Consider the following 19645-nt stretch of genomic DNA (forward strand, 5'->3'; position numbering starts at 1 on the left):
TGCGGCCGCGGCGGGATTGATTTTCGGCAAAACTTTCTGCACATCAGGTCCGAACCTGACTGCAAGGACATGCCATGACCCGTATCGACGCCAAGTTTGCCGCTCTGAAAGCCGAGGGGAAAAAGGCCTTTGTCGCCTATGTGATGGCAGGCGACCCAGACTATGAGACCTCGCTTGAGGTCGTCAAAGGATTGCCGGCTGCGGGCGTGGACGTGATTGAGCTTGGCCTGCCCTTCACCGACCCGATGGCGGACGGGCCGACGATTCAGCTTGCAGGCCAGCGAGCCTTGGATGGCGGTATGACGCTGCAGCGTACGCTCGATCTAGCGCGCGCGTTCCGGGAAACCGATGACGCGACCCCGATTGTTCTGATGGGCTATTACAATCCGATCTACAGCCGTGGCGTCGACGCGTTTCTAGAAGATGCCAAAGATGCGGGCGTCGACGGCCTGATCGTCGTCGACCTGCCGCCCGAAGAAGACGAGGAGCTTTGCCTGCCCGCACAAGCCGCTGGTCTGAACTTCATCCGCCTCGCGACACCAACCACCGACGACAAACGCCTGCCCCGCGTGCTGCAGAACACCTCGGGCTTTGTTTACTACGTCTCGATCACCGGAATCACCGGAGCGGCGGAGGCGCAGGCCACCAATGTCGGCCCTGAAGTCGCCCGGATCAAATCCGCCACCGACCTGCCGGTCATCGTTGGCTTTGGCATCAACACGCCAGAGAAATCGCAAGCCATCGCCTCAGTCGCGGATGGGGCGGTTGTTGGGTCGGCCATCGTCAGCCAGATCGGCGCGGGCAAGCCAGTGTCCGAGGTACTGGATTTCGTGAAGTCCCTCGCGGATGGTGCCCATTCTGCGTAAGCCTCGACGATCAGGTTGCTTTTAAGACGCGGCTGCCCTGGAACAGCCGCGTTTTTTGATTGCGAGATAGCGTTGCGAAACTGCCCTCTGGCCGGTTACACAGTTCGGGACAACTCAAGGAAGGTTCCCGAACATGCCCGTGATTACGACGATTGAAGACCTGCGCCGGATCTACGAACGCCGTGTGCCGCGCATGTTCTATGACTACGCCGAAAGCGGCAGCTGGACCGAGCAGACCTTTCGCGAAAACAGTTCGGATTTCGAGAAAATCCGCCTGCGCCAAAGAGTGGCCGTGGATATGGCGGGCCGGTCGACCGCGTCGCAGATGATTGGAGAGGACGTGGCGCTTCCCGTTGCGCTTGCCCCTGTCGGCTTGACCGGAATGCAACACGCCGACGGGGAAATGAAGGCAGCCAAAGCAGCCGAGGAATTCGGCGTTCCTTTCACTCTTTCCACAATGTCGATCAACTCAATCGAAGATGTGGCGGAATACACAAACAAACCGTTTTGGTTTCAACTCTACACGATGAAGGACGAAGACTATGTCAGCCGCCTGATCCAGCGGGCCAAGGATGCCAAGTGCTCCGCACTGGTGATTACGCTGGATCTGCAGATTCTGGGGCAACGCCACAAAGACCTGAAGAACGGCCTTTCCGCCCCACCGAAACTCACACCCAAAACCATCGCCAACCTGATGACCAAATGGTCATGGGGAATCGAAATGCTGCAAGCCAAACGGCGTGAGTTCGGCAACATCGTCGGTCATGTCGAAGGTATCTCTGACGCCTCTTCACTGGGCGCGTGGACGGCTGAGCAATTCGACCCCAGCCTCGACTGGGCAAAGGTTGAAAAGCTGATGGAGCAATGGGGCGGCAAAGTGATTCTGAAAGGCATACTCGACGCCGAAGATGCCAGGATGGCCGCCAAACTCGGCGCGGACGCCATCATAGTGTCGAATCACGGAGGCCGCCAACTAGACGGTGCGCTGAGTTCAATCCGCATTCTGCCCGAGATCATGGACGCTGTCGGCGGCGATGTCGAAGTGCATCTGGACAGCGGCATCCGCTCGGGTCAGGACGTCCTAAAGGCTTTGGCACTGGGGGCAAAGGGCACCTATATCGGCCGCGCTTTCGTCTATGGGCTAGGCGCGATGGGTCAATCTGGCGTGACGACCGCCTTGGACGTTATTCAGAAGGAGTTTGATACCACAATGGCCCTGTGCGGCGAGCGCAATGTCGCAGATCTTGGCCGTCACAACCTGCTTGTGCCCGAAGACTTCGGCGGGCGCTGGCAAAGCTGAACCGGCCTAGGGGGCGCTGCCCCCGCCGCCTCTGAAGGCGCGACGCCCCTGAAGTATTTTTGAACAGAAGAAGCAACGGACGCTTCGCATCTTCTTCTGTTTGAAAATACCTCGGAGCGCGAGGCAGAGCCTCGCAAAATACCGCTTTCCAAACCGTAAGAAACAAGCTAAGGACGCGGCTTCACGCGGGCATACAGCCTTGGAGGATGCCCGCCCTAACATTGGAGAATATATCATGGCTGGAGAGATTCCTGATCTCGTAGCTCTGGAACGGACGGGGACAGGCAAGGGCGCCGCTCGTCAGACCCGCCGCGAAGGCATGGTTCCGGGCGTTGTTTTTGGTGGCGACAAAGATCCGCTGGCGATCAAGATCCCGTTCAACGAACTGTTCAAGCGCCTGAAAGCGGGCCGGTTCAAGTCGACCCTGTGGAACCTGAAGGTTGAAGGCCACGAAGACGTACGCGTCATCTGCCGTGACGTTCAGCGTGACGTCGTCAAAGACCTGCCGACCCACCTGGACCTGATGCGCCTGCGTCGGACCACCAAGATCGCGCTGTTCATCCCGGTTGAATTCGTCAACGAAGAAGCGGCCCCCGGCATCAAGAAGGGCGGCGTTCTGACCGTTGTTCGCCCGGAAGTCGAACTGATGTGCACCGCTGGCGACATTCCTGAGAAGATCACCGTTGATCTGACAGGCATGGAGATCAACGACGTTGTCACCATCTCGTCGGTTGACCTGCCCGCAGGCACCAAGCCGACCATCGACCGTGACTTTGTGATCGCCAACGTTTCGGCACCGACCGGTCTGTCGACCAGCGACGACGAAGACGGCGAAGAAGTGGCCGCGGACGAAGTAGAAGTCGTCGGCCAGGAAGAAGCTGAAGAATAAATCCGAATTCGAATTGTCGGATTGTGAAACGGGGCCCAACATCGGGCCCCGTTTTCTTTTGCCATCGGACTGGAAAACGGATGCCATTTCATGCCATCACCCCTCTGCGCTGAAGGCATGCGAAAGAGGATTGTGGCATGAAGCTATTTGTCGGATTGGGGAACCCGGGATCGAAATATGCCCACAACCGGCACAATATCGGCTTCATGGCGCTGGACCGGATTGCCGATGATCATGGTTTTGGCCCTTGGAAGTCCAAGTTTCAGGCCGAGATCGCCGAAGGGCGTCTAGGGCACGAAAAGGTGCTTCTGATCAAGCCGCAGACCTTCATGAATCGCTCGGGTCAATCCGTGGGCGAGGCGATGCGGTTCTACAAGCTCGACTCAACCGACGTGACCGTTTTTCATGACGAGCTGGACCTTGCGCCCGGCAAAGTGCGGGTCAAGGCGGGCGGCGGTCATGCCGGGCACAACGGGCTGCGATCCATTCATGAGCATATAAGCCCGGCTTATGATCGGGTGCGTTTGGGCATCGGGCATCCCGGGCGGAAAGAGATGGTCTCGCCCTATGTTCTGGGTGACTTTGCCAAAGCCGATGGGGACTGGCTGGAGGACGTACTGCACGGCGTTGCAGATGGCGCGGGCCATCTTGCGGATGGTGACGGCGGCAAGTTCATGAATGCGGTGGCTTTGCGAACCGCCCCACCCCGCTCTTCCACCTCGTCAAAGCCCGAAAAATCGGCCCCAAAACCCGAGGCAAAGCCTGTTCCCGAAGACGACAACCGCTCGGCCATGCAAAAGCTGTTGGACAAGTTCAAATAGCCTGCGCCCTTGGTGCCGTAAGGTCTTGATTGCGGAATGCGGCGTCTCGCGCTCCTATGTCAACCAAGAGGGAGGCATTTCATGAAAGCTCTGTTCAAATGGGTGTTGCGGATCATTCTGGCACTGGTCCTGGCCGCAGTGGTTGTGGGCGTCTGGAAACGCGAAGAAATTCAACGTCTATTGGCCGTGAACTCTTTGTTTTCCGAAGAGAAGATCGTCCAGAATTTCTCTCACATGGATGAGGCTTTCCTGACCGCCAATCTGCCTCGAGGCAACGGCCCAACATGGGAGCTGCCTTACGGCCCCGGTTTTGACCTGCCCGAAGGGACCGATGACTGGATCGAGGATCGCGCCGTGACCTCGCTTCTGGTGATGCAGGACGGCCAGATCCGGTTCGAGGAATATTATCTGGGGACAGGTCCCGACGACCGTCGCATCTCGTGGTCGGTGGCCAAAAGCTATCTTTCGGCGCTTCTGGGGATTCTGCTAGACGAAGGCGCGATCACATCGCTTGATGATCCGGTGGTGAAATACGCGCCCAACCTGACCGGCAGCGCCTATGAGACCGCCTCGATCCGCAATGTGCTGAACATGGCCAGCGGGGTGGTCTTTGACGAGGACTATTTTGACCCGAACTCTGACATCAACAGGATGGGTCGCGTTTTGGCCCTCGGGGGCGAATTGGATGATTTCACCATCGCGCTAGAGGACAGCTTCATCGGACCTGGGGAGAGCTGGCAGTATGTGTCGATCGACACGCATGTCATCGGCATGGTGATCCGGGGGGCGACCGGGCGCAGCGTCACGGAGCTGATGACCGAGAAGATCGTGCAGCCCCTGGGGCTGGAACGTGACGGTTACTATGTCACCGACGGGGCAGGCGTGGCTTTTGTGCTGGGTGGTCTGAATTTCACCACGCGCGACTTTGCGCGCTTCGGCCAGGTGATCCTGCAGGGCGGAGAGCATGACGGCGAGCAACTGGTGCCCGCGGAATGGATCAAGGAATCGACCTGGCCCAGCGCCCCGACCGAGCCGGGAAAGATCGGCTACGGCTATCAGTGGTGGATCCCCATTGGTGCGCATGAAGGAGAATTTCTGGCCCGCGGGGTCTATGGGCAATATATGTATTTCGACCAGCCTCGTGGCGTTCTGATCATGACGACCGGTGCGGATCGTAAATTCCGTGATCAGGGCGTCAACGAACAGAATGTCGAAATGTTCCGCAGTATCGCGCAAAGCCTGTAAGGTGAGCCTCATGCAGAAAGAAGACAGCATCAATGTTCTCGGCGGGGTTCTGGCCGATTGCTCGAAAGACCCTTTGACCGGGTTCTTCCGCGACGGGGCCTGCAACACCTGCATCGAGGATCAGGGCAGCCACACCGTCTGCGCCGTCATGACGGCTGAGTTTCTGGCTTATTCGAAATACGTTGGCAACGACCTTAGCACCCCTCGACCCGAGTTCAACTTTCCGGGCCTCAACCCCGGGGACAGCTGGTGTCTTTGCGTCGGTCGCTTCCTTCAGGCGCATGACGAAGGCTGTGCGCCCAAGGTCCATCTTGAAGCCACGCATCAGCGCGCACTTGAGATCGTGCCGCTGGACATCCTGCGCCAACACGCAGCGCGCGCCAATTGACGGCGGGCGGGGAATACTCTCTATACCAAAAGCCAGCCGACATTTCGTTTCGCCAGCCTGGAACACGACAGAATGGGGAAAGCCATGAGCTTTATCGCAATGAACCGTTTCCAGGTCCTGCCCGGCAGTGAAGCCGATTTTGAAAACGTCTGGAAGGAACGCCAGAGCCGTCTGAACGAGCTGAAAGGGTTTCAGGAATTCCGCCTGCTCAAAGGGCCCGAAGGCGACGGATATCGCCTGTATTCCAGCCATGTGATCTGGGACAGCCGCGCAGATTTCGAAGCCTGGACCAAGTCGGAACAGTTCCGCGACGCGCATAAGAATGCAGGCAACAGCAAGACCCAAACCGCCCTTATGGGCCCACCGCAGTTCGAAGGGTTCGAAACCGTCCTGCAAGAGGGCTAAAGAAAAACCGGCCCTTTCCGGGGGCCGGTTCCATCCGCTTGACCGAATGTTAGTCCGCCGTGCGGCCTTCGGTGTCCGACATGTCGAAGTTCAGGTATTTTGCGACGGTCTGCACGTCCTTGTCACCGCGTCCGCACATATTCATGCAGATCAGGTGATCCTTGGGCAGATCAGGCGCGATCTTCATCACATGGGCCAGCGCGTGGCTGGGCTCCAGCGCCGGGATGATGCCTTCGGTGGCACAGCACAGTTGGAAAGCCTCAAGCGCCTCTTTGTCAGTGATGGCGACATAGTTCGCACGACCGATATCGTTCAGCCAGGAATGCTCGGGCCCGATGCCCGGATAGTCGAGACCAGCCGAGATCGAATAGCCTTCCAATATCTGGCCGTCATCGTCCTGCAGCAGATAGGTCCGGTTGCCATGCAGCACGCCCGGACGACCACCGGTCAGCGAAGCGCAATGCTCCATCTTCTCGTTCACGCCCTTGCCGCCCGCTTCGACGCCGACGATGTTGACCTCTTTGTCGTCGAGGAACGGGTAGAACAAGCCCATCGCGTTTGAGCCACCGCCAATGGCAGCGATGATCGTGTCGGGCAGACGGCCCTCGGCCTTCATCATCTGCTCTTTGGCTTCCTTACCGATGATCGACTGGAAGTCGCGCACCATAGCCGGGTACGGGTGCGGACCAGCCACGGTGCCGATGCAGTAGAACGTGTCGCGCACATTGGTCACCCAGTCGCGCAACGCGTCGTTCATCGCGTCCTTCAGCGTTCCACGGCCCGAAGTCACCGGAATCACCTCAGCCCCCAGCAGACGCATGCGGAACACGTTCGGCGCCTGACGCTGCACGTCATGCGCGCCCATATAGACGATACATTCCAGGCCGAACTTGGCGCAGACGGTGGCCGTGGCCACACCATGCTGCCCTGCCCCGGTTTCCGCGATGATCCGGGTCTTGCCCATACGGCGTGCCAGAATGATCTGGCCCAACACGTTGTTGATCTTGTGTGCACCGGTATGGTTCAGCTCATCGCGTTTCAGATAAATCTTGGCACCACCCAGATGCTGGGTCAGCCGTTCTGCGTAATAAAGCGGCGAGGGGCGCCCGACATAGTTCGCCCACAGGTCGTCCATCTCGGCCCAAAACGTCGGATCGTCCTTGGCTTTGTCATATTCCTCTTCCAGCGACAGGATCAGCGGCATCAGCGTCTCACTGACAAAACGCCCGCCGAAAATGCCAAAACGCCCCTGTTCGTCAGGGCCGGACATGAAGGAATTGAAAAGATCGTTGGCCATGGAAGTCTCCCGCGTCGTATCCGTTGTTCATAGGAGGTAGCGGCAGGTTTTGCCATGGGCAAAACGCCTCATTCAGCAGCCAGGGTATGATGCCGCCAAAGTTCAAGCGCTTGCTCAGTCGTTGGGACCCCTATGCAAGGGAAATGGTGGAACTGGTTCACATCTGCCAAACGGCTCGCCTCCTGCATCAGGCGACGGTGCGGGCCTGATTGGGCGAAGGTCAGCATCGCCTCGATATCGTGCCAGACGCTGAGCGAGAAATAGAGACCGTCTTGACGGAAAGTCGCCGCATGCAGGCATAGCGGATCGCCCCGCGCTTGCCGCAAGGCCTGCCCTGCTCGCCAGAAAAACTCTGGCGCGTTGTACCAGTGTTTCAGAGAAACGCCGCCTATTGCCGCCAGCATGTTTTGTACCCCTCCGTCGAGAGGTACGGCGCGAATACGAGATCAGATCACTGCGTCGCGTCGATAAATGCCTTCATTAGGGCGGCATCTTTAACTCCCGGCGCGCTTTCGACGCCGGATGCGACATCAACCTGACGCGCGCCCGTCATACGGATCGCCTCGGCCACATTGTCAGGGGTCAGGCCACCGGCCAGCATCCACGGCTTGCGCCAGTATTTGCGCCCCGCCAGCAGACGCCAGTCAAAAGCCAAGCCGTTGCCTCCGGGCAGAACAGCATTCTTTGGCGGCTTGGCGTCAATCAGCAGCTGATCCGCCACGTCACTAAACGCATCAATGGTGGCAAGGTCAGCCTCATCGGCCACCCCGATCACCTTCATCACCGGCAAACCATACCGGTCCTTGATCTGCTGCACGCGTTCAATCGACTCGCCCCCGTGCAGTTGCAAGATATCGAACGGAGCGTTCTGCGTGATGTCGTCCAGCACCTCATCCGAGGCATTCACCACCAACGCCACCTTGGCCACGCCCGCCGGCACATGGGTCGCCAACTCGGCGGCCTGCTGCGGCGAGACATAGCGGGGGGATTTGGCGAAGAAGTTGAACCCCAGATACCGCGCGCCTGCATCAACAGCAGCGCGCACGTGATCAGGGGCGGTCAAACCGCAGATTTTGACAGACACATCAGGCATTGCTTTGGCTCAGCTTGCCTCATCCAGAATGGCGAGAACCTCGTCCTTGCCTTCATTCTGCTTCTTCTTGAGCTTCTTGACCTCGCGCTCAAGCTTGCGCACTTCGCCTTTTTTGACGGTCGCATCGCGACGATGCTTATGCTCGCGCATCCATTCCCACAGGAACCCGATGACCAGACCGGCCACAACGCCGCCCAGCACCACCAGAAACAGCGGTAGCGAGGTAGACAGGTTGAAACCCAGCAGCTCGGCCAGAGGGTCGGGCATCAGCTTGAGTTCAACGGATTCTACGTTGGCAAGGGAGACCGAGACCAAGATGATCCCCAGTGCCCCCAGAAAAGCATATCGAATGTAGCGCATCATAAGGTCAGGCTTTACCGTTCAATCGGTCCCTAAGCAACTTACCCGTCTTGAAAAACGGCACGCATTTTTCTTCGACCTGCACAGTTTCGCCGGTGCGCGGATTGCGACCCACCCGCGCGTCGCGCTTTTTTACCGAGAACGCGCCAAATCCGCGCAGCTCGACCCGGTCGCCACGCGACATTGCGTCGGTGACTTCCTCGAAAACTGTATTCACAATCCGCTCGACATCGCGTTGATACAAATGCGGGTTTTCGTCAGCAATTTTTTGAATCAATTCAGAACGGATCATGCGCGCTACCCTCCCAGGCGACCGGTTTACCATCTCTAGTGTTCTGGACAGTATAGAAAAAAACCAGGTTCGGGGGAACGTAAACTCTGTGTGTAGAAGCTGCTATTTCGGGCAAACTCGCATGATTTTTAGCTTGAACACCCAAAATCCCGTTCATGCACATAGTATGTACATTTTAGCGCCCAGTTTGGGAACTTGTTGATTCGCAACAAAAACGGCGCCGCACACATGTACGGGGCCGTTGAATTGTATCGGGTCAGAGACTGGATTTAGTCGCCGGATTTCAGCGCTGCACCCAGGATATCGCCCAGCGACGCGCCCGAGTCGGAGGAACCGTACTGTTCCACGGCCTCTTTCTCTTCGGCGATCTCGCGTGCCTTGATCGACAGGCCCAGACGGCGGGTCTTGCTGTCGACATTGGTGACACGGACGTCGACCTTGTCGCCGGTGTTGAAGCGCTCAGGACGCTGCTCGGCGCGGTCACGGCTCAGGTCCGAACGACGGATGAACGATTTCATGCCTTCGTACTCGACCTCGATGCCGCCATCTTCGATCGCGGTGACTTCAACGGTGATGACCGAGCCACGCTTCACGCCGCCCACGGCTTCGGCGAACTTGTCACCGCCCAGGGCTTTGATCGACAGCGAGATACGCTCTTTTTCGACGTCAACTTCCGAGACAACGGCCGAAACCATGTCGCCTTTGCGGTAGTTCTGGATCGCATCCTCGCCGCGCTCGTCCCAGGACAGGTCCGACAGGTGAACCATGCCGTCGATGTCGCCTTCGAGGCCAATGAACAGACCGAATTCGGTGATGTTCTTGACTTCGCCTTCGACCTCGGTGCCCTCGGGGTGTGTTTCTGCAAACACTTCCCATGGGTTGCGCTGAGTCTGCTTCAGGCCCAGAGACACGCGACGCTTGGCGCCGTCGATTTCCAGAACCATGACGTCGACTTCCTGGCTGGTCGAAACAATCTTGCCGGGGTGGACGTTTTTCTTGGTCCAGGACATCTCGGACACGTGTACCAGACCTTCGACACCGGCTTCCAGCTCGACGAACGCGCCGTAGTCGGTGATGTTGGTGACGCGACCCTGATGGACCGAGCCCAGCGGGTACTTGGCAGCGACCAGATCCCACGGATCTTCCTGCAGCTGCTTCATGCCCAAGCTGATGCGGTGGGTCTCTTTGTTGATCTTGATGACCTGAACCTTGATGGTTTCGCCGATCGTCAGGATCTCGGACGGGTGGTTCACACGGCGCCATGCCATGTCGGTAACGTGCAGCAGGCCGTCAACGCCGCCCAGGTCAACAAATGCACCGTATTCAGTGATGTTCTTGACAACACCCTCGACGGTCTGCCCTTCGGACAGGTTGCCGATGACTTCAGCACGCTGTTCGGCACGCGATTCTTCCAGGATTGCGCGACGCGACACAACGATGTTGCCACGGCGGCGGTCCATTTTCAGAATCTGGAACGGCTGCTTCAGCCCCATCAGCGGGCCAGCATCGCGCACGGGGCGAACGTCAACCTGCGAGCCGGGCAGGAATGCAACTGCACCACCCAGATCGACGGTGAAGCCACCTTTGACGCGACCAAAGATTGCACCTTCGACGCGCTGGTCGTCGGCATATGCTTTTTCCAGACGGTCCCATGCCTCTTCACGGCGGGCCATCTCACGCGAGATGACAGCTTCGCCACGGGCGTTTTCTGCGGCGCGCAGGTATACTTCGACCTCGTCACCAACAGCGATTTCAGGGGCTTCGCCGGGATTTGCGAATTCTTTCAGATCAACGCGGCCTTCCATTTTGTAGCCTACGTCGATGATGGCTTGGCCGGCTTCAATCGCCAGAACCTTACCTTTGACAACAGAACCCTCTTCGGGTGTGTCCATTTCGAAGCTTTCATTCAGGAGGGCTTCGAATTCCTCCATGGATGCGTTAGCCATGTGGCGTCATTTTCCTTTACATACGTTTTTGCTGGCCGAGCGGTTGTTTCCGCCGGTCTTGTTTCATGATGTCTTAGGGCGTGGCCCGGTGCGCATCTGACTACACAAACACAAAGGGCCGAGGTAACCCGGCCCTGCTCAGATACGTCATCCGGACGTTAACCGCCCTTGTTCAGACAGCGCGCGTATAGGCTGTTTCAGCCAGATACGCAAGGGCAAAGCCTAAATCACGGCACCGCAGCGGGTGTCGAAGATTACTCTGCCCATGCCTAAGCGCCCTAGAACAACTGCAGGTCCTTCGCACCGCTTTGGATTTCGGCCAGGTTCGGCATATTCTGAACCACAACCGGAGCCGGCTTTGCGCCCGGCATGGCCACAGTGGGCTTCACTGCAGCCGCCTTGCCAAAAGCTGGCTTCTTCAGTTCACCCCGAATATCGCGCAGAAGCGTTTTGTGATCCGGCATTGTTTGCAGAATCTCGTTGAGGTGCATGCGCGCGCCCTTCCACCAATGGAACCAGATCGGTTTCTTCAATGGACGCAGACGGTCGCGGATGCCTTCGCCATAGCCCGTATCATAGACCTGTTTGCCCAACAGAACCGTCTGGTAGACGCGGTGATCGAACAATGAGACGAACTCAATGTCATGTTCCATCGGCAAGCGATGCTGCCAAAGTTCAAGGTTCTCGGCCAACCGGTCAGGTAGTTTCATTTCGGTCCGCGCGTCGATCCAGTATTGATCATCGGTGCGGTTACCAAGGCGGTAGTGCAGACAGATGAACTCCAACACCTCGTTATAGAGCTTGTCCATCTGCCGGTTGTAACGCTTCCGCAAGGCTGGTTCGATGTCCTGTGTTGGCAGATGCTCGGCGAACCAGCGCACGGCATGGTCGATCATGTGGATCGCGGTGCTTTCCAGCGGCTCGATGAACCCGCCAGAAAGGCCGATCGCCACGCAGTTCTTGACCCACGCGTTACGCACGCGCCCAACGCGCATCGGGATTACGCGCGGCGTCAGACCCTTGCCGCTGTCGCCCAGCCACTCAAGATATTCATCCGCCGCCTGATCGTCCGTCCGGTGCGCGGATGAGAACACATAGCCCGTGCCCACTCGGTTGAAGAGCGGCACGCGCCATGTCCACCCTGCCCCAAGCGCAGTTGAGCGGGTCAGGCTTTCAATCTTCTCTGGATCCGGATGTTCAATCTGCAACGCCATGGCCCGGTCATTCGGCAGATAGTCCGAGTAATCCATGAAGGGTTCACCCAGAGCCTGATTGATGATCAGACCACGGAACCCTGTGCAGTCAATGACCATTTCAATGTCGTGACGGCCTTTGCGCTCGAGCATCAGGTGACTGACATTGCCCTGCTCATCCAACTCGACCGATTGCACCTCATCCTGAATGTGCTCAACACCACGCTTGGTGCAGACCTTGGTCAGCATGCCCGCGAACTTCACGGCGTCCAGGTGATACGCGTAACCAAAGCGCTGCTCGAATTCCGGTGCCCCCAAGGGCCGAGCGCCCTTGCACATCCGACCCAGATCGTCATGCGGCGAGATGGACTGGGTGAAATCCCGATCCCCGTTGCCAAAACGCAGGAAATACTCGGCCGTCTCCAACCCCTCCAGCATCTGACCATGGGCGAACGGGTTCACATAGTCGATGCGATTGCCCTTGGCGTCCTTGTTCCAATTGCAGAACTTCACGCCCAGCTTGAATGAGGCATTGGTTTCGCGAAAAAAGTCCCGTTCGGAAATGCCCGCTTGCCTCAGCGTGACCGGCATTCTCGGAACCGTTGCCTCACCCACACCAACGGTCGAGATATTGGGGCTTTCGATCAGGCAGATACGTGGGCGATCCTTGGGCGCGGAGGTGCGCGACAGCACCATCTCCAAAATCAACGCGGTCATCCAGCCCGCGGTCCCACCACCCACGATGGTGATTTTGCGCAAACGTTTGGTCATGTTTGTCTGTCCCTGTTGGCTTAGGGAATTTTGTGGCCACTTCCCCCTTTCTTTGGAGGTTTCCGGCGGCCTTCCCTTTATTGCTTGTGAGGGGAGCATAACAGTTTTGTTACGTCTGGCTAGGGTCCTGTCGATGTGGCTATTTTACCCTTCTTGAGCAGAGGCTTACTAGGTTTCACTTAGTCTTTTAGCCCCGAATTGACAGCGCCAAAAAATCCGGCAACGCCGAGGTTTGTCAAATTGAAACGCAGTCACATTCCGATTTCAGATTTCCTCGCCCTTTTTCAAAAGCTCATCGATCAGCGCACGCTGCAGATCGCCGCTGTCACCCCCTCCGAACTCAGCCGCTCCGCCCGAATAAAGAGTGCCATAGGTGTTTGCGATGTTCACCGTCTGCGCCAGGCCCGAGATCAGCTGATCCTTTTTCAGCGGCGACAGAGGATGGATGAACACGGCCCAAAGGGTTCCGTTGGCAATCGCATAGCGCGCGTCCAGCGTGCTGTCGAAATTGGCCTGCATCATCCGTTGCAGATCCTCCACAGTCAGATCTGCCGTGCTGCTGATAGGCACCATAGCGCGCATTCGATCGGCCACTACATCGGTGATCACCAGAACCGGCACATCCGCAATGGTGATCTGGAACCCTGGCCCGCTGGGCTGCGTCTCCGGATCAAGCGCAAAGAGGATCCTGCCCAACCGCTCATATGTCATCGGAGGTTCGCCCTCAGGTACGGGCGGTTCGGCCTGTTGCGCGCTCACGCTGCCGGCGATGAGGAACAAAATCACAGCTAGTCGGATCATGAGGCCGCTCCCATAGTTGCCCCTTTACCTTAGAAAGCAACCGGGTCACTGGCCAAACAAAGCTGTGTGAAGTGTTTTTGCGTGTAATCCAGATGTTTGAACGATCTGCATAGTTTCGCGGCTTATCTGCGATTACACGTACAAAACTCCTATCCTAATTTTGTCACATCGGCGGAGGGATACCTCAGCCCGGATCTGAAAATGAAAGGATGACCCAAATGAAATCGCTCGTCTTCACTGCTTTTGTTGCTGCGCTTGCCCTGTCAGCCCCGGCCTTTGCTGCGGATGAAATCAACGTCTCCAAAGGCATCTCGGCGGCTGGCGCGCCGCTTGCTGCGCACGGGGTGGATCTGGTCGCGCTGGTCAACAGCGGCAACCCGGTAGAGGGTTTTGCCACCCACTCAGCCACCTATGATGGCGCGTCCTACTACTTCACCACGGCCGAAAACCGCGAGGCCTTTGAGGCTAACCCAGCAGCCTACCTACCCCAGCACGGCGGCTTCTGCTCATTCGGAGTTTCGGTCGGCAAGAAGTTTGACGGTGACCCGGATCAATACCTGATCGCGGACGGCAAATTGTTCCTGTTCCTGAACGCAGAAACCCGCGCCGCGTTTCTGAAAGACGTGGTTGGCACTATCAAAACCGCCGACGACCAGTGGGCAAATATCAAGAGCATCGCCGTCGGCGAACTCTGATCCCCTAAAACAACGGCCCGCAGTTACGCTGCGGGTCTTTTCTGTGTGATGATTTCGACAGCCTTCTCCAAAGCGTCGTCGATGCTCAGTTCGGACGTGTCCAGCAGAACGGCGTCTTCGGCGGGTTTCATGGGGGCGGTGCTACGCTCCGCATCGCGCGCGTCCCGTTCGCGCACATCGGCCAGGACCTGATCACGCGTTACATAAGACCCTTTGGCGCTAAGTTCCAAAAACCGGCGTTCGGCCCGAACCTCGGCGCTGGCGGTGACGAACAGCTTTACCTCAGCCTCGGGGCAGATCACCGTCCCGATATCGCGCCCATCCAGTACTGCCCCGCCCGCGCGCCGGGCAAAGGCACGTTGGAAATCGACCAGCGCGGCCCGTACCTCAGGGATGACAGCAACCTTCGAGGCGGCCTGCGCGATCTCAGCCGTACGCAGATCGCCTTGCTCCAGTTCCTCTGCGGTCAGGGCTTGGGCCGCAGCGACGGGTTCGACCCCATCCAACACGCGCCGCCCGACCGCACGATACAGCAGCCCCGTATCCAGATGCGCAAACCCGAAATGCGCCGCGACGCCTTTTGAGATCGTCCCCTTGCCCGCCGCCGCTGGGCCATCAATGGCGACGGTAAAGCTCATGTCCGTTCGACCTTAGCACCAAGCGAGGCCATCAGCGGCTCGAAGATCGGGAAAGAGGTCGCGATTGGTCCGCCGTCATCGACCGAGACCGGTGTTTTCGCGCCCATGCCCATCACCATGAAGGACATCGCGATCCGGTGGTCCAGAAAGCTCTCGCAGGTAGCACCACCGGGGACGTTGCCGATGCCCAGCCCTTCGACCGACCACCAATCGTCGCCTTCATTCACGGTCACGCCATTGGCCCGCAACCCGCGCGCCATCGCGTCGATCCGGTCGCTTTCCTTGACGCGCAGCTCTTTCACGCCGCCCATCATCGTAGTACCGGTCGCATTTGCCGCCACCACAGACAGAACCGGGTATTCGTCGATCATCGAGGATGCTCGCTCGGCCGGGACCTCGATCCCCTTCATGTTGGGCGAGTATTTGGCACGCAGATCGGCAACGGGCTCACCGCCCTCTTCGCGTTCGTTTTCATAGGTCAGGTCCGCGCCCATCTCACGCAGAGTAGTGAAGAGGCCTGCGCGGGTCGGGTTCAGACCGATGCCCGGCACCAGCACGTCCGAACCGGGGGTGATCAGCGCCGCGCAAACCGGGAAAGCTGCGCTCGACGGGTCACGCGGCACGGCAATCACCTGAGGTTTCAGCTCGGGTCGACCGGTCAGCGTGATCACGCGGCCCTCATCCGTATCTTCAACCGTGATCTCGGCCCCGAAACCGGCCAGCATCCGTTCCGAGTGGTCACGGGTGGCTTCTTTCTCGACAACAATGGTCTTGCCGGGGGCGTTCAGCCCCGCCAGCAGAACGGCTGATTTCACCTGCGCCGAAGGAACCGGAACCTCGTAGCGGACCGGGGTCGGATCCGCCGCGCCCACGATGGTCATCGGCAGGCGCCCGCCCGAACGGCCAACCGACTGCGCGCCGAACAGCGCAAGCGGATCGGTAACCCGCGCCATCGGGCGCTTGTTCAGACTGGCATCACCCGTAAAGGTCGCCGTAATCGGAGAGGTTGCCATCGCGCCCATGATCAACCGCACGCCAGTGCCCGAGTTGCCGCAGTCGATCACCTGATCGGGTTCGGCAAAGCCGCCTACACCCACGCCATGCACTGTCCATTCACCGCCGCCATGGTCCGTCACCTCGGCCCCAAATGCGCGCATGGCCTTGGCCGTGTCCAGAACATCCTCGCCCTCAAGCAGGCCCGAGATTTTGGTTTCCCCAACCGCCATCGCGCCAAGGATCAGCGACCGATGCGAGATCGACTTGTCGCCGGGCACCTCAGCCGTTCCGTTCAACGGGCCGCAGGGATGCGAGGTCATCGGGATGGGCGTGCCGTGTCCGGACATGGGGGCTCCTGTTTTCGCTATCAGTCCATGCCGATTAGCGAATTGGGACCAGTTGGTCCAGCGGCAATGAGGGGATGGGTGCCTCTCAGCTCTCTCCCAGCCATTTTGCCGGGTTTTCCTCGGCGATTTGGCGAAAGATCTCTTCGCCCAGAACGTTGCGCAACCGGATACAGACCGCCTTTTCCGACAATGCCTGTTGCCGGGTTATGTAGTAGTCTGAGCCGAACAAAACGCGCGACCGCAGGCGTTCGCTTTCTTTATCTTCGCCCATCAAGAACAAACGCAGGAACGGCGCATAGTCTTCGAATTGGAAAAGAGTGTAGGAGATATCCGTCCACAGGCCATCGTTGTCTCCGCTGCCGATCATCGTGCGGATGGATCTCAGCCAATTCCGGTTGAATGCATCGTCCAAAGGGTCGCTGTGATCGGGATTGACGTAGGCATGCCAGTCTCGCTGCCCACCAAAATGTGCCAGACAGATCCGAAGGTCAGGAAAGGCCCGCATCACCGGAATAAACGCCTCAGGCTCTGTATAGCGGTCGGCCCAATAGTCGGAAAGATACCGCCCCTGAACCCCGCCACGCGAACAATGCGACATCACAGGCAGGTTCTCATCCTGCAACCGCGGATAGACATGCTGCATCAGAGCCGGGTCATTCGGTGCAAATCCCAAACGAGGATAGAGCTTGACCCCCCGAAACCTCAGATCGTCAATGGCGCGCCACAGCTCTGTGGCATTGGGATCAGCCCGCGGGTCGATCGTTGCGAAGGGAATCACCGAGGGGCCAACCTCAGGGTCAGTGGCCAACTGCGCCAGTTCGTCGTGCTGGTCGCGCAGGGGCACCTCAGGCGCGCCGAAGCCAAAGGCCGACAGATCCATCGGCAAAACGACAAAGCGGGTATTGCTGGGGTAATGTCGCTGCAGGTTATCCAGAATCTCACGCTGGCTGCCTTCATCCGTCTCCTGCTGAAAGCGATAAAGCCGATCCAGTTTATCGGCGACGCCGAGCTGGCCGATCAGTCTGGCACCAAAAGCCAGAGCCTTGATCAACCATGGCATCTTCTTGAACGGTTTGAGCGCCGGATAGGGATAGTCCTCGGGCACATGGCGCGAGTGAAACAGATGCGTGTGGCAGTTGGTAATCCGAATATCAGACATCGTAATCCTTGAAATAAGCTATGCTGAAAACGCGTAACGCGCACAGCCTAGCATAGCGTGCAGGATTACAGAAATTTGAAACGGATCAGGCGTCTGTCCGGCGGAATGTCAGATAGTGCGGTGTCCGCCCTTCCCGCAGGGCCTTTTGCTCATAGCGGGTCGAGATCCAGTCGTCCCAAGGCTCGCGCCAATCGGCAGGGCGTTCAGCCAACCATTCGAAACCAGCGCGGGGGACTTCCTCAAGCGTCTGGCGCACGTAGTCGGGAATGTCGGTGGCCACGCGGAAGATCGAGCCGGGTTTCAGGACACGAGCCAGAGGCTTCAGATGTTCTGGCGTTACAAAGCGGCGGCGATGGTGACGCGTTTTGGGCCACGGGTCCGGGTAGAGCAGGAAGGCGCGTGAAATGCTGGCTTCTGGCAGCACATCGAACAGGTCGCGCGCATCACCGGGATGCACCGAGAGGTTTTCGACCCCAGCCTGACGGATCTTACCAAGCAGCATAGCGACGCCGTTGATGTATGGCTCGGCCCCGATGATACCGATATCGGGGTTGTTCGCGGCCTGATGCACCAGATGTTCGCCACCGCCAAAGCCAACCTCAAGCCAGACATCCTTGCCGCCAAACAGCGCGTCGAGGTCCAGCGGGTGGCGTTCGGGGTTCGTCTCCCAATCGACAGCACCGGGGGACAGGGCATCGAGGTCTTCGTTCAGATACGTCTTCTGGCTTTGCTTCAGGGTTTTGCCCTTGAAGCGGCCATAGAAGTTTCTGCGGGGGCGTTGGGGTGTCTGGTTGCTCATGGCGGTGCCCTTACTGTGGCGCGCGTCTTGTGACAAGGGGCTGACCCTCGGAGCATCTCGAAAAAGAGAAAGGGCGCATCCTGCGAGACGCGCCCCTTTTGTCTTGGATCAGACCGCCGCTTTTAGGGCGTCGATGAGATCAGTGCGTTCCCAGCTGAAGCCGCCATCGGCAGCGGGTTCACGGCCGAAATGACCGTAAGCTGCGGTGCGCTGATAGATCGGCTTGTTCAGTTGCAGATGCTCACGAATGCCGCGCGGCGTCAGATCCATGACCTGACCAACAGCTTTTTCGATCACGGCGTCCGCGATCTGGCCGGTTCCATGGGTGTCGGCGTAGATCGACAGCGGTTTGGAGACGCCAATCGCATAGCTCAGCTGGATGGTGCAGCGTTCTGCCATGCCGGCGGCGACCACGTTCTTGGCCAGGTAGCGCGCGGCATAAGCTGCCGAGCGGTCCACCTTGGTTGGGTCTTTGCCCGAGAACGCCCCGCCGCCATGAGGGGCCGCGCCGCCATAGGTGTCGACGATGATCTTGCGGCCGGTCAGGCCCGCATCTCCGTCTGGGCCTCCGATCACGAACTTACCGGTCGGGTTCACGTGCCATTCGGTATCAGCGCTCAGCCATCCTTCGGGCAGGGTTTCGGTGATGTAGGGCTCGACGATCGCACGGATGTCGTCCGAGGTCAGCGCTTCATCCAGATGCTGCGTGGACAGAACGATCGAGCTGACGCCAACCGGCTTGCCATCGCGGTAAACAACGGACAGCTGCGATTTCGCGTCCGGGCCCAAAGCAGGCTCGCTGCCGTTTTTACGCACTTCAGCCAGACGACGGAGGATCGCGTGCGAATACTGGATCGGGGCCGGCATCAGCGCAGGGGTTTCCGTGGTGGCATAGCCAAACATTATGCCCTGATCGCCCGCACCCTCATCCTTATCACCCGAGGCATCAACGCCTTGAGCGATATGAGCGGACTGTTCGTGCAGCAGGTTCGTCACTTCGACTGTTTCGTGGTGAAACTTGTCCTGCTCGTAACCAATATCCTTGATACAGGCGCGCGCGATCTCGTCGATGCGGCCCATATAGTCGTGCAGCTTTTCCTGATCAGACAGACCTACTTCGCCACCGATGACGACCCGATCGGTCGTAGCAAAGGTTTCGCACGCCACGCGCGCTTCGGGTTCTTCATTCAGAAATGCGTCGAGTACGGCGTCCGAAATCCGGTCACAGACCTTATCCGGGTGCCCTTCGGAAACCGATTCCGAAGTAAAAGTGTAGTTCTGTCGGGACATAAATGTGCTCCATTGAAGTTCCTCTGCCACGCCAGGAAGCCGTTGTGACAGGCA

21 protein-coding genes and 1 riboswitch are annotated in these 19645 nt (G+C 58.6%); of the genes, 8 read left to right on the top strand and 13 right to left on the bottom strand.

The annotated features are described in order from the left end of the window. The first annotated feature begins 74 nt into the window (after positions 1–74). The 7 genes from trpA (at position 75) to hmuQ (ending at position 5914) form a co-directional block, all read left to right on the top strand. A complete protein-coding gene (gene trpA, locus ACR0J4_RS05505) occupies positions 75–866 on the top strand; it encodes a tryptophan synthase subunit alpha (RefSeq protein WP_170640461.1) in 792 nt (263 codons plus the stop codon). Between the two features lie 133 nt (positions 867–999). After that, on the top strand, positions 1000–2166 hold the full coding sequence (locus tag ACR0J4_RS05510; protein ID WP_170640463.1) for an alpha-hydroxy acid oxidase: 1167 nt from the start codon (positions 1000–1002) through the stop codon (positions 2164–2166). Between the two features lie 235 nt (positions 2167–2401). Beyond that, entirely contained in the window at positions 2402–3055 is a 654-nt protein-coding gene (locus tag ACR0J4_RS05515) for a 50S ribosomal protein L25/general stress protein Ctc (protein WP_170377725.1), read from the top strand. A gap of 137 nt (positions 3056–3192) precedes the next feature. Continuing rightward, positions 3193–3876: an aminoacyl-tRNA hydrolase gene (gene pth, locus ACR0J4_RS05520; RefSeq protein ID WP_170640465.1), complete on the top strand. Its 684-nt coding sequence runs from the start codon at positions 3193–3195 to the stop codon at positions 3874–3876. Positions 3877–3957: 81 nt separating this feature from the next. Beyond that, positions 3958–5121, top strand: coding sequence for a serine hydrolase domain-containing protein (locus ACR0J4_RS05525; RefSeq protein WP_170640467.1), 1164 nt, complete (start codon positions 3958–3960; stop codon positions 5119–5121). A 10-nt stretch (positions 5122–5131) separates the two neighbouring features. Further along, positions 5132–5509 (top strand): DUF2237 domain-containing protein, encoded by a 378-nt coding sequence (locus tag ACR0J4_RS05530; RefSeq protein ID WP_170640469.1) that lies wholly within the window; start codon positions 5132–5134, stop codon positions 5507–5509. Positions 5510–5593: 84 nt separating this feature from the next. Next, positions 5594–5914 carry a heme-degrading protein HmuQ gene (hmuQ, locus tag ACR0J4_RS05535; RefSeq protein WP_170640471.1) on the top strand — a complete coding sequence of 107 codons (321 nt, stop codon included), beginning with the start codon at positions 5594–5596 and terminating at the stop codon, positions 5912–5914. Between the two features lie 49 nt (positions 5915–5963). Here hmuQ and trpB read toward each other — a convergent pair whose 3' ends face one another. The 8 genes from trpB to ACR0J4_RS05575 all read right to left on the bottom strand — a co-directional run bounded on the left by trpB (position 5964) and on the right by ACR0J4_RS05575 (position 13667). Next, positions 5964–7211: a tryptophan synthase subunit beta gene (gene trpB / locus ACR0J4_RS05540; RefSeq protein ID WP_170640473.1), complete on the bottom strand. Its 1248-nt coding sequence runs from the start codon at positions 7209–7211 to the stop codon at positions 5964–5966. 68 nt (positions 7212–7279) lie between these two features. Beyond that, the gene (locus tag ACR0J4_RS05545; RefSeq protein WP_170640475.1) at positions 7280–7615 is read right to left on the bottom strand and encodes a DUF3291 domain-containing protein; all 336 of its coding nucleotides are present in this window, start codon (positions 7613–7615) and stop codon (positions 7280–7282) included. Positions 7616–7662: 47 nt separating this feature from the next. Beyond that, a complete protein-coding gene (locus ACR0J4_RS05550) occupies positions 7663–8304 on the bottom strand; it encodes a phosphoribosylanthranilate isomerase (RefSeq protein ID WP_170377711.1) in 642 nt (213 codons plus the stop codon). A gap of 9 nt (positions 8305–8313) precedes the next feature. Beyond that, the gene (locus ACR0J4_RS05555) at positions 8314–8664 is read right to left on the bottom strand and encodes a lipopolysaccharide assembly protein LapA domain-containing protein (protein WP_170378121.1); all 351 of its coding nucleotides are present in this window, start codon (positions 8662–8664) and stop codon (positions 8314–8316) included. Between the two features lie 7 nt (positions 8665–8671). Further along, positions 8672–8956, bottom strand: a complete 285-nt coding sequence (ihfB, locus tag ACR0J4_RS05560) for an integration host factor subunit beta (protein WP_008758048.1) — start codon at positions 8954–8956, stop codon at positions 8672–8674. A gap of 269 nt (positions 8957–9225) precedes the next feature. Beyond that, positions 9226–10902: a 30S ribosomal protein S1 gene (rpsA, locus tag ACR0J4_RS05565; protein WP_170377709.1), complete on the bottom strand. Its 1677-nt coding sequence runs from the start codon at positions 10900–10902 to the stop codon at positions 9226–9228. Between the two features lie 278 nt (positions 10903–11180). After that, positions 11181–12866, bottom strand: coding sequence for a tryptophan halogenase family protein (locus ACR0J4_RS05570; RefSeq protein ID WP_170640477.1), 1686 nt, complete (start codon positions 12864–12866; stop codon positions 11181–11183). Between the two features lie 264 nt (positions 12867–13130). Continuing rightward, positions 13131–13667: a hypothetical protein gene (locus tag ACR0J4_RS05575; RefSeq protein ID WP_170555619.1), complete on the bottom strand. Its 537-nt coding sequence runs from the start codon at positions 13665–13667 to the stop codon at positions 13131–13133. Positions 13668–13885: 218 nt separating this feature from the next. Between ACR0J4_RS05575 and ACR0J4_RS05580 the strand changes: the two genes are divergently transcribed. Continuing rightward, on the top strand, positions 13886–14362 hold the full coding sequence (locus ACR0J4_RS05580) for a YHS domain-containing (seleno)protein (RefSeq protein ID WP_170640479.1): 477 nt from the start codon (positions 13886–13888) through the stop codon (positions 14360–14362). Between the two features lie 23 nt (positions 14363–14385). Here ACR0J4_RS05580 and cmk read toward each other — a convergent pair whose 3' ends face one another. The 5 genes from cmk to metK all read right to left on the bottom strand — a co-directional run bounded on the left by cmk (position 14386) and on the right by metK (position 19591). Next, positions 14386–15000: a (d)CMP kinase gene (gene cmk, locus ACR0J4_RS05585; protein ID WP_170555623.1), complete on the bottom strand. Its 615-nt coding sequence runs from the start codon at positions 14998–15000 to the stop codon at positions 14386–14388. Further along, the gene (gene aroA / locus ACR0J4_RS05590) at positions 14997–16343 is read right to left on the bottom strand and encodes a 3-phosphoshikimate 1-carboxyvinyltransferase (protein ID WP_170555626.1); all 1347 of its coding nucleotides are present in this window, start codon (positions 16341–16343) and stop codon (positions 14997–14999) included. The genes cmk and aroA overlap by 4 nt, the downstream gene beginning before the upstream one ends. An 85-nt stretch (positions 16344–16428) precedes the next feature. Beyond that, complete coding sequence (locus ACR0J4_RS05595; protein WP_170640481.1) at positions 16429–17502, bottom strand: amidohydrolase family protein; 1074 nt, start codon at positions 17500–17502, stop codon at positions 16429–16431. 85 nt (positions 17503–17587) lie between these two features. Beyond that, positions 17588–18301 carry a tRNA (guanosine(46)-N7)-methyltransferase TrmB gene (trmB, locus tag ACR0J4_RS05600; protein ID WP_170640484.1) on the bottom strand — a complete coding sequence of 238 codons (714 nt, stop codon included), beginning with the start codon at positions 18299–18301 and terminating at the stop codon, positions 17588–17590. Positions 18302–18409: 108 nt separating this feature from the next. Continuing rightward, positions 18410–19591, bottom strand: a complete 1182-nt coding sequence (gene metK, locus ACR0J4_RS05605) for a methionine adenosyltransferase (protein WP_170555632.1) — start codon at positions 19589–19591, stop codon at positions 18410–18412. A 5-nt stretch (positions 19592–19596) separates the two neighbouring features. Further along, positions 19597–19645, bottom strand: a riboswitch (SAM-SAH riboswitch).

It is taken from the genome of Ruegeria sp. B10, assembly GCF_056539825.1.

Excerpts from the sequence above, each read along its gene's own strand:
- trpA (WP_170640461.1), top strand. The coding sequence starts at position 75 with ATGACCCGTATCGACGCCAAGTTTGCCGCTCTGAAAGCCGAGGGGAAA.
- ACR0J4_RS05510 (WP_170640463.1), top strand. The coding sequence starts at position 1,000 with ATGCCCGTGATTACGACGATTGAAGACCTGCGCCGGATCTACGAACGC.
- ACR0J4_RS05515 (WP_170377725.1), top strand. The coding sequence starts at position 2,402 with ATGGCTGGAGAGATTCCTGATCTCGTAGCTCTGGAACGGACGGGGACA.
- pth (WP_170640465.1), top strand. The coding sequence starts at position 3,193 with ATGAAGCTATTTGTCGGATTGGGGAACCCGGGATCGAAATATGCCCAC.
- ACR0J4_RS05525 (WP_170640467.1), top strand. The coding sequence starts at position 3,958 with ATGAAAGCTCTGTTCAAATGGGTGTTGCGGATCATTCTGGCACTGGTC.
- ACR0J4_RS05530 (WP_170640469.1), top strand. The coding sequence starts at position 5,132 with ATGCAGAAAGAAGACAGCATCAATGTTCTCGGCGGGGTTCTGGCCGAT.
- hmuQ (WP_170640471.1), top strand. The coding sequence starts at position 5,594 with ATGAGCTTTATCGCAATGAACCGTTTCCAGGTCCTGCCCGGCAGTGAA.
- trpB (WP_170640473.1), bottom strand. The coding sequence starts at position 7,211 with ATGGCCAACGATCTTTTCAATTCCTTCATGTCCGGCCCTGACGAACAG.
- ACR0J4_RS05545 (WP_170640475.1), bottom strand. The coding sequence starts at position 7,615 with ATGCTGGCGGCAATAGGCGGCGTTTCTCTGAAACACTGGTACAACGCG.
- ACR0J4_RS05550 (WP_170377711.1), bottom strand. The coding sequence starts at position 8,304 with ATGCCTGATGTGTCTGTCAAAATCTGCGGTTTGACCGCCCCTGATCAC.
- ACR0J4_RS05555 (WP_170378121.1), bottom strand. The coding sequence starts at position 8,664 with ATGCGCTACATTCGATATGCTTTTCTGGGGGCACTGGGGATCATCTTG.
- ihfB (WP_008758048.1), bottom strand. The coding sequence starts at position 8,956 with ATGATCCGTTCTGAATTGATTCAAAAAATTGCTGACGAAAACCCGCAT.
- rpsA (WP_170377709.1), bottom strand. The coding sequence starts at position 10,902 with ATGGCTAACGCATCCATGGAGGAATTCGAAGCCCTCCTGAATGAAAGC.
- ACR0J4_RS05570 (WP_170640477.1), bottom strand. The coding sequence starts at position 12,866 with ATGACCAAACGTTTGCGCAAAATCACCATCGTGGGTGGTGGGACCGCG.
- ACR0J4_RS05575 (WP_170555619.1), bottom strand. The coding sequence starts at position 13,667 with ATGATCCGACTAGCTGTGATTTTGTTCCTCATCGCCGGCAGCGTGAGC.
- ACR0J4_RS05580 (WP_170640479.1), top strand. The coding sequence starts at position 13,886 with ATGAAATCGCTCGTCTTCACTGCTTTTGTTGCTGCGCTTGCCCTGTCA.
- cmk (WP_170555623.1), bottom strand. The coding sequence starts at position 15,000 with ATGAGCTTTACCGTCGCCATTGATGGCCCAGCGGCGGCGGGCAAGGGG.
- aroA (WP_170555626.1), bottom strand. The coding sequence starts at position 16,343 with ATGTCCGGACACGGCACGCCCATCCCGATGACCTCGCATCCCTGCGGC.
- ACR0J4_RS05595 (WP_170640481.1), bottom strand. The coding sequence starts at position 17,502 with ATGTCTGATATTCGGATTACCAACTGCCACACGCATCTGTTTCACTCG.
- trmB (WP_170640484.1), bottom strand. The coding sequence starts at position 18,301 with ATGAGCAACCAGACACCCCAACGCCCCCGCAGAAACTTCTATGGCCGC.
- metK (WP_170555632.1), bottom strand. The coding sequence starts at position 19,591 with ATGTCCCGACAGAACTACACTTTTACTTCGGAATCGGTTTCCGAAGGG.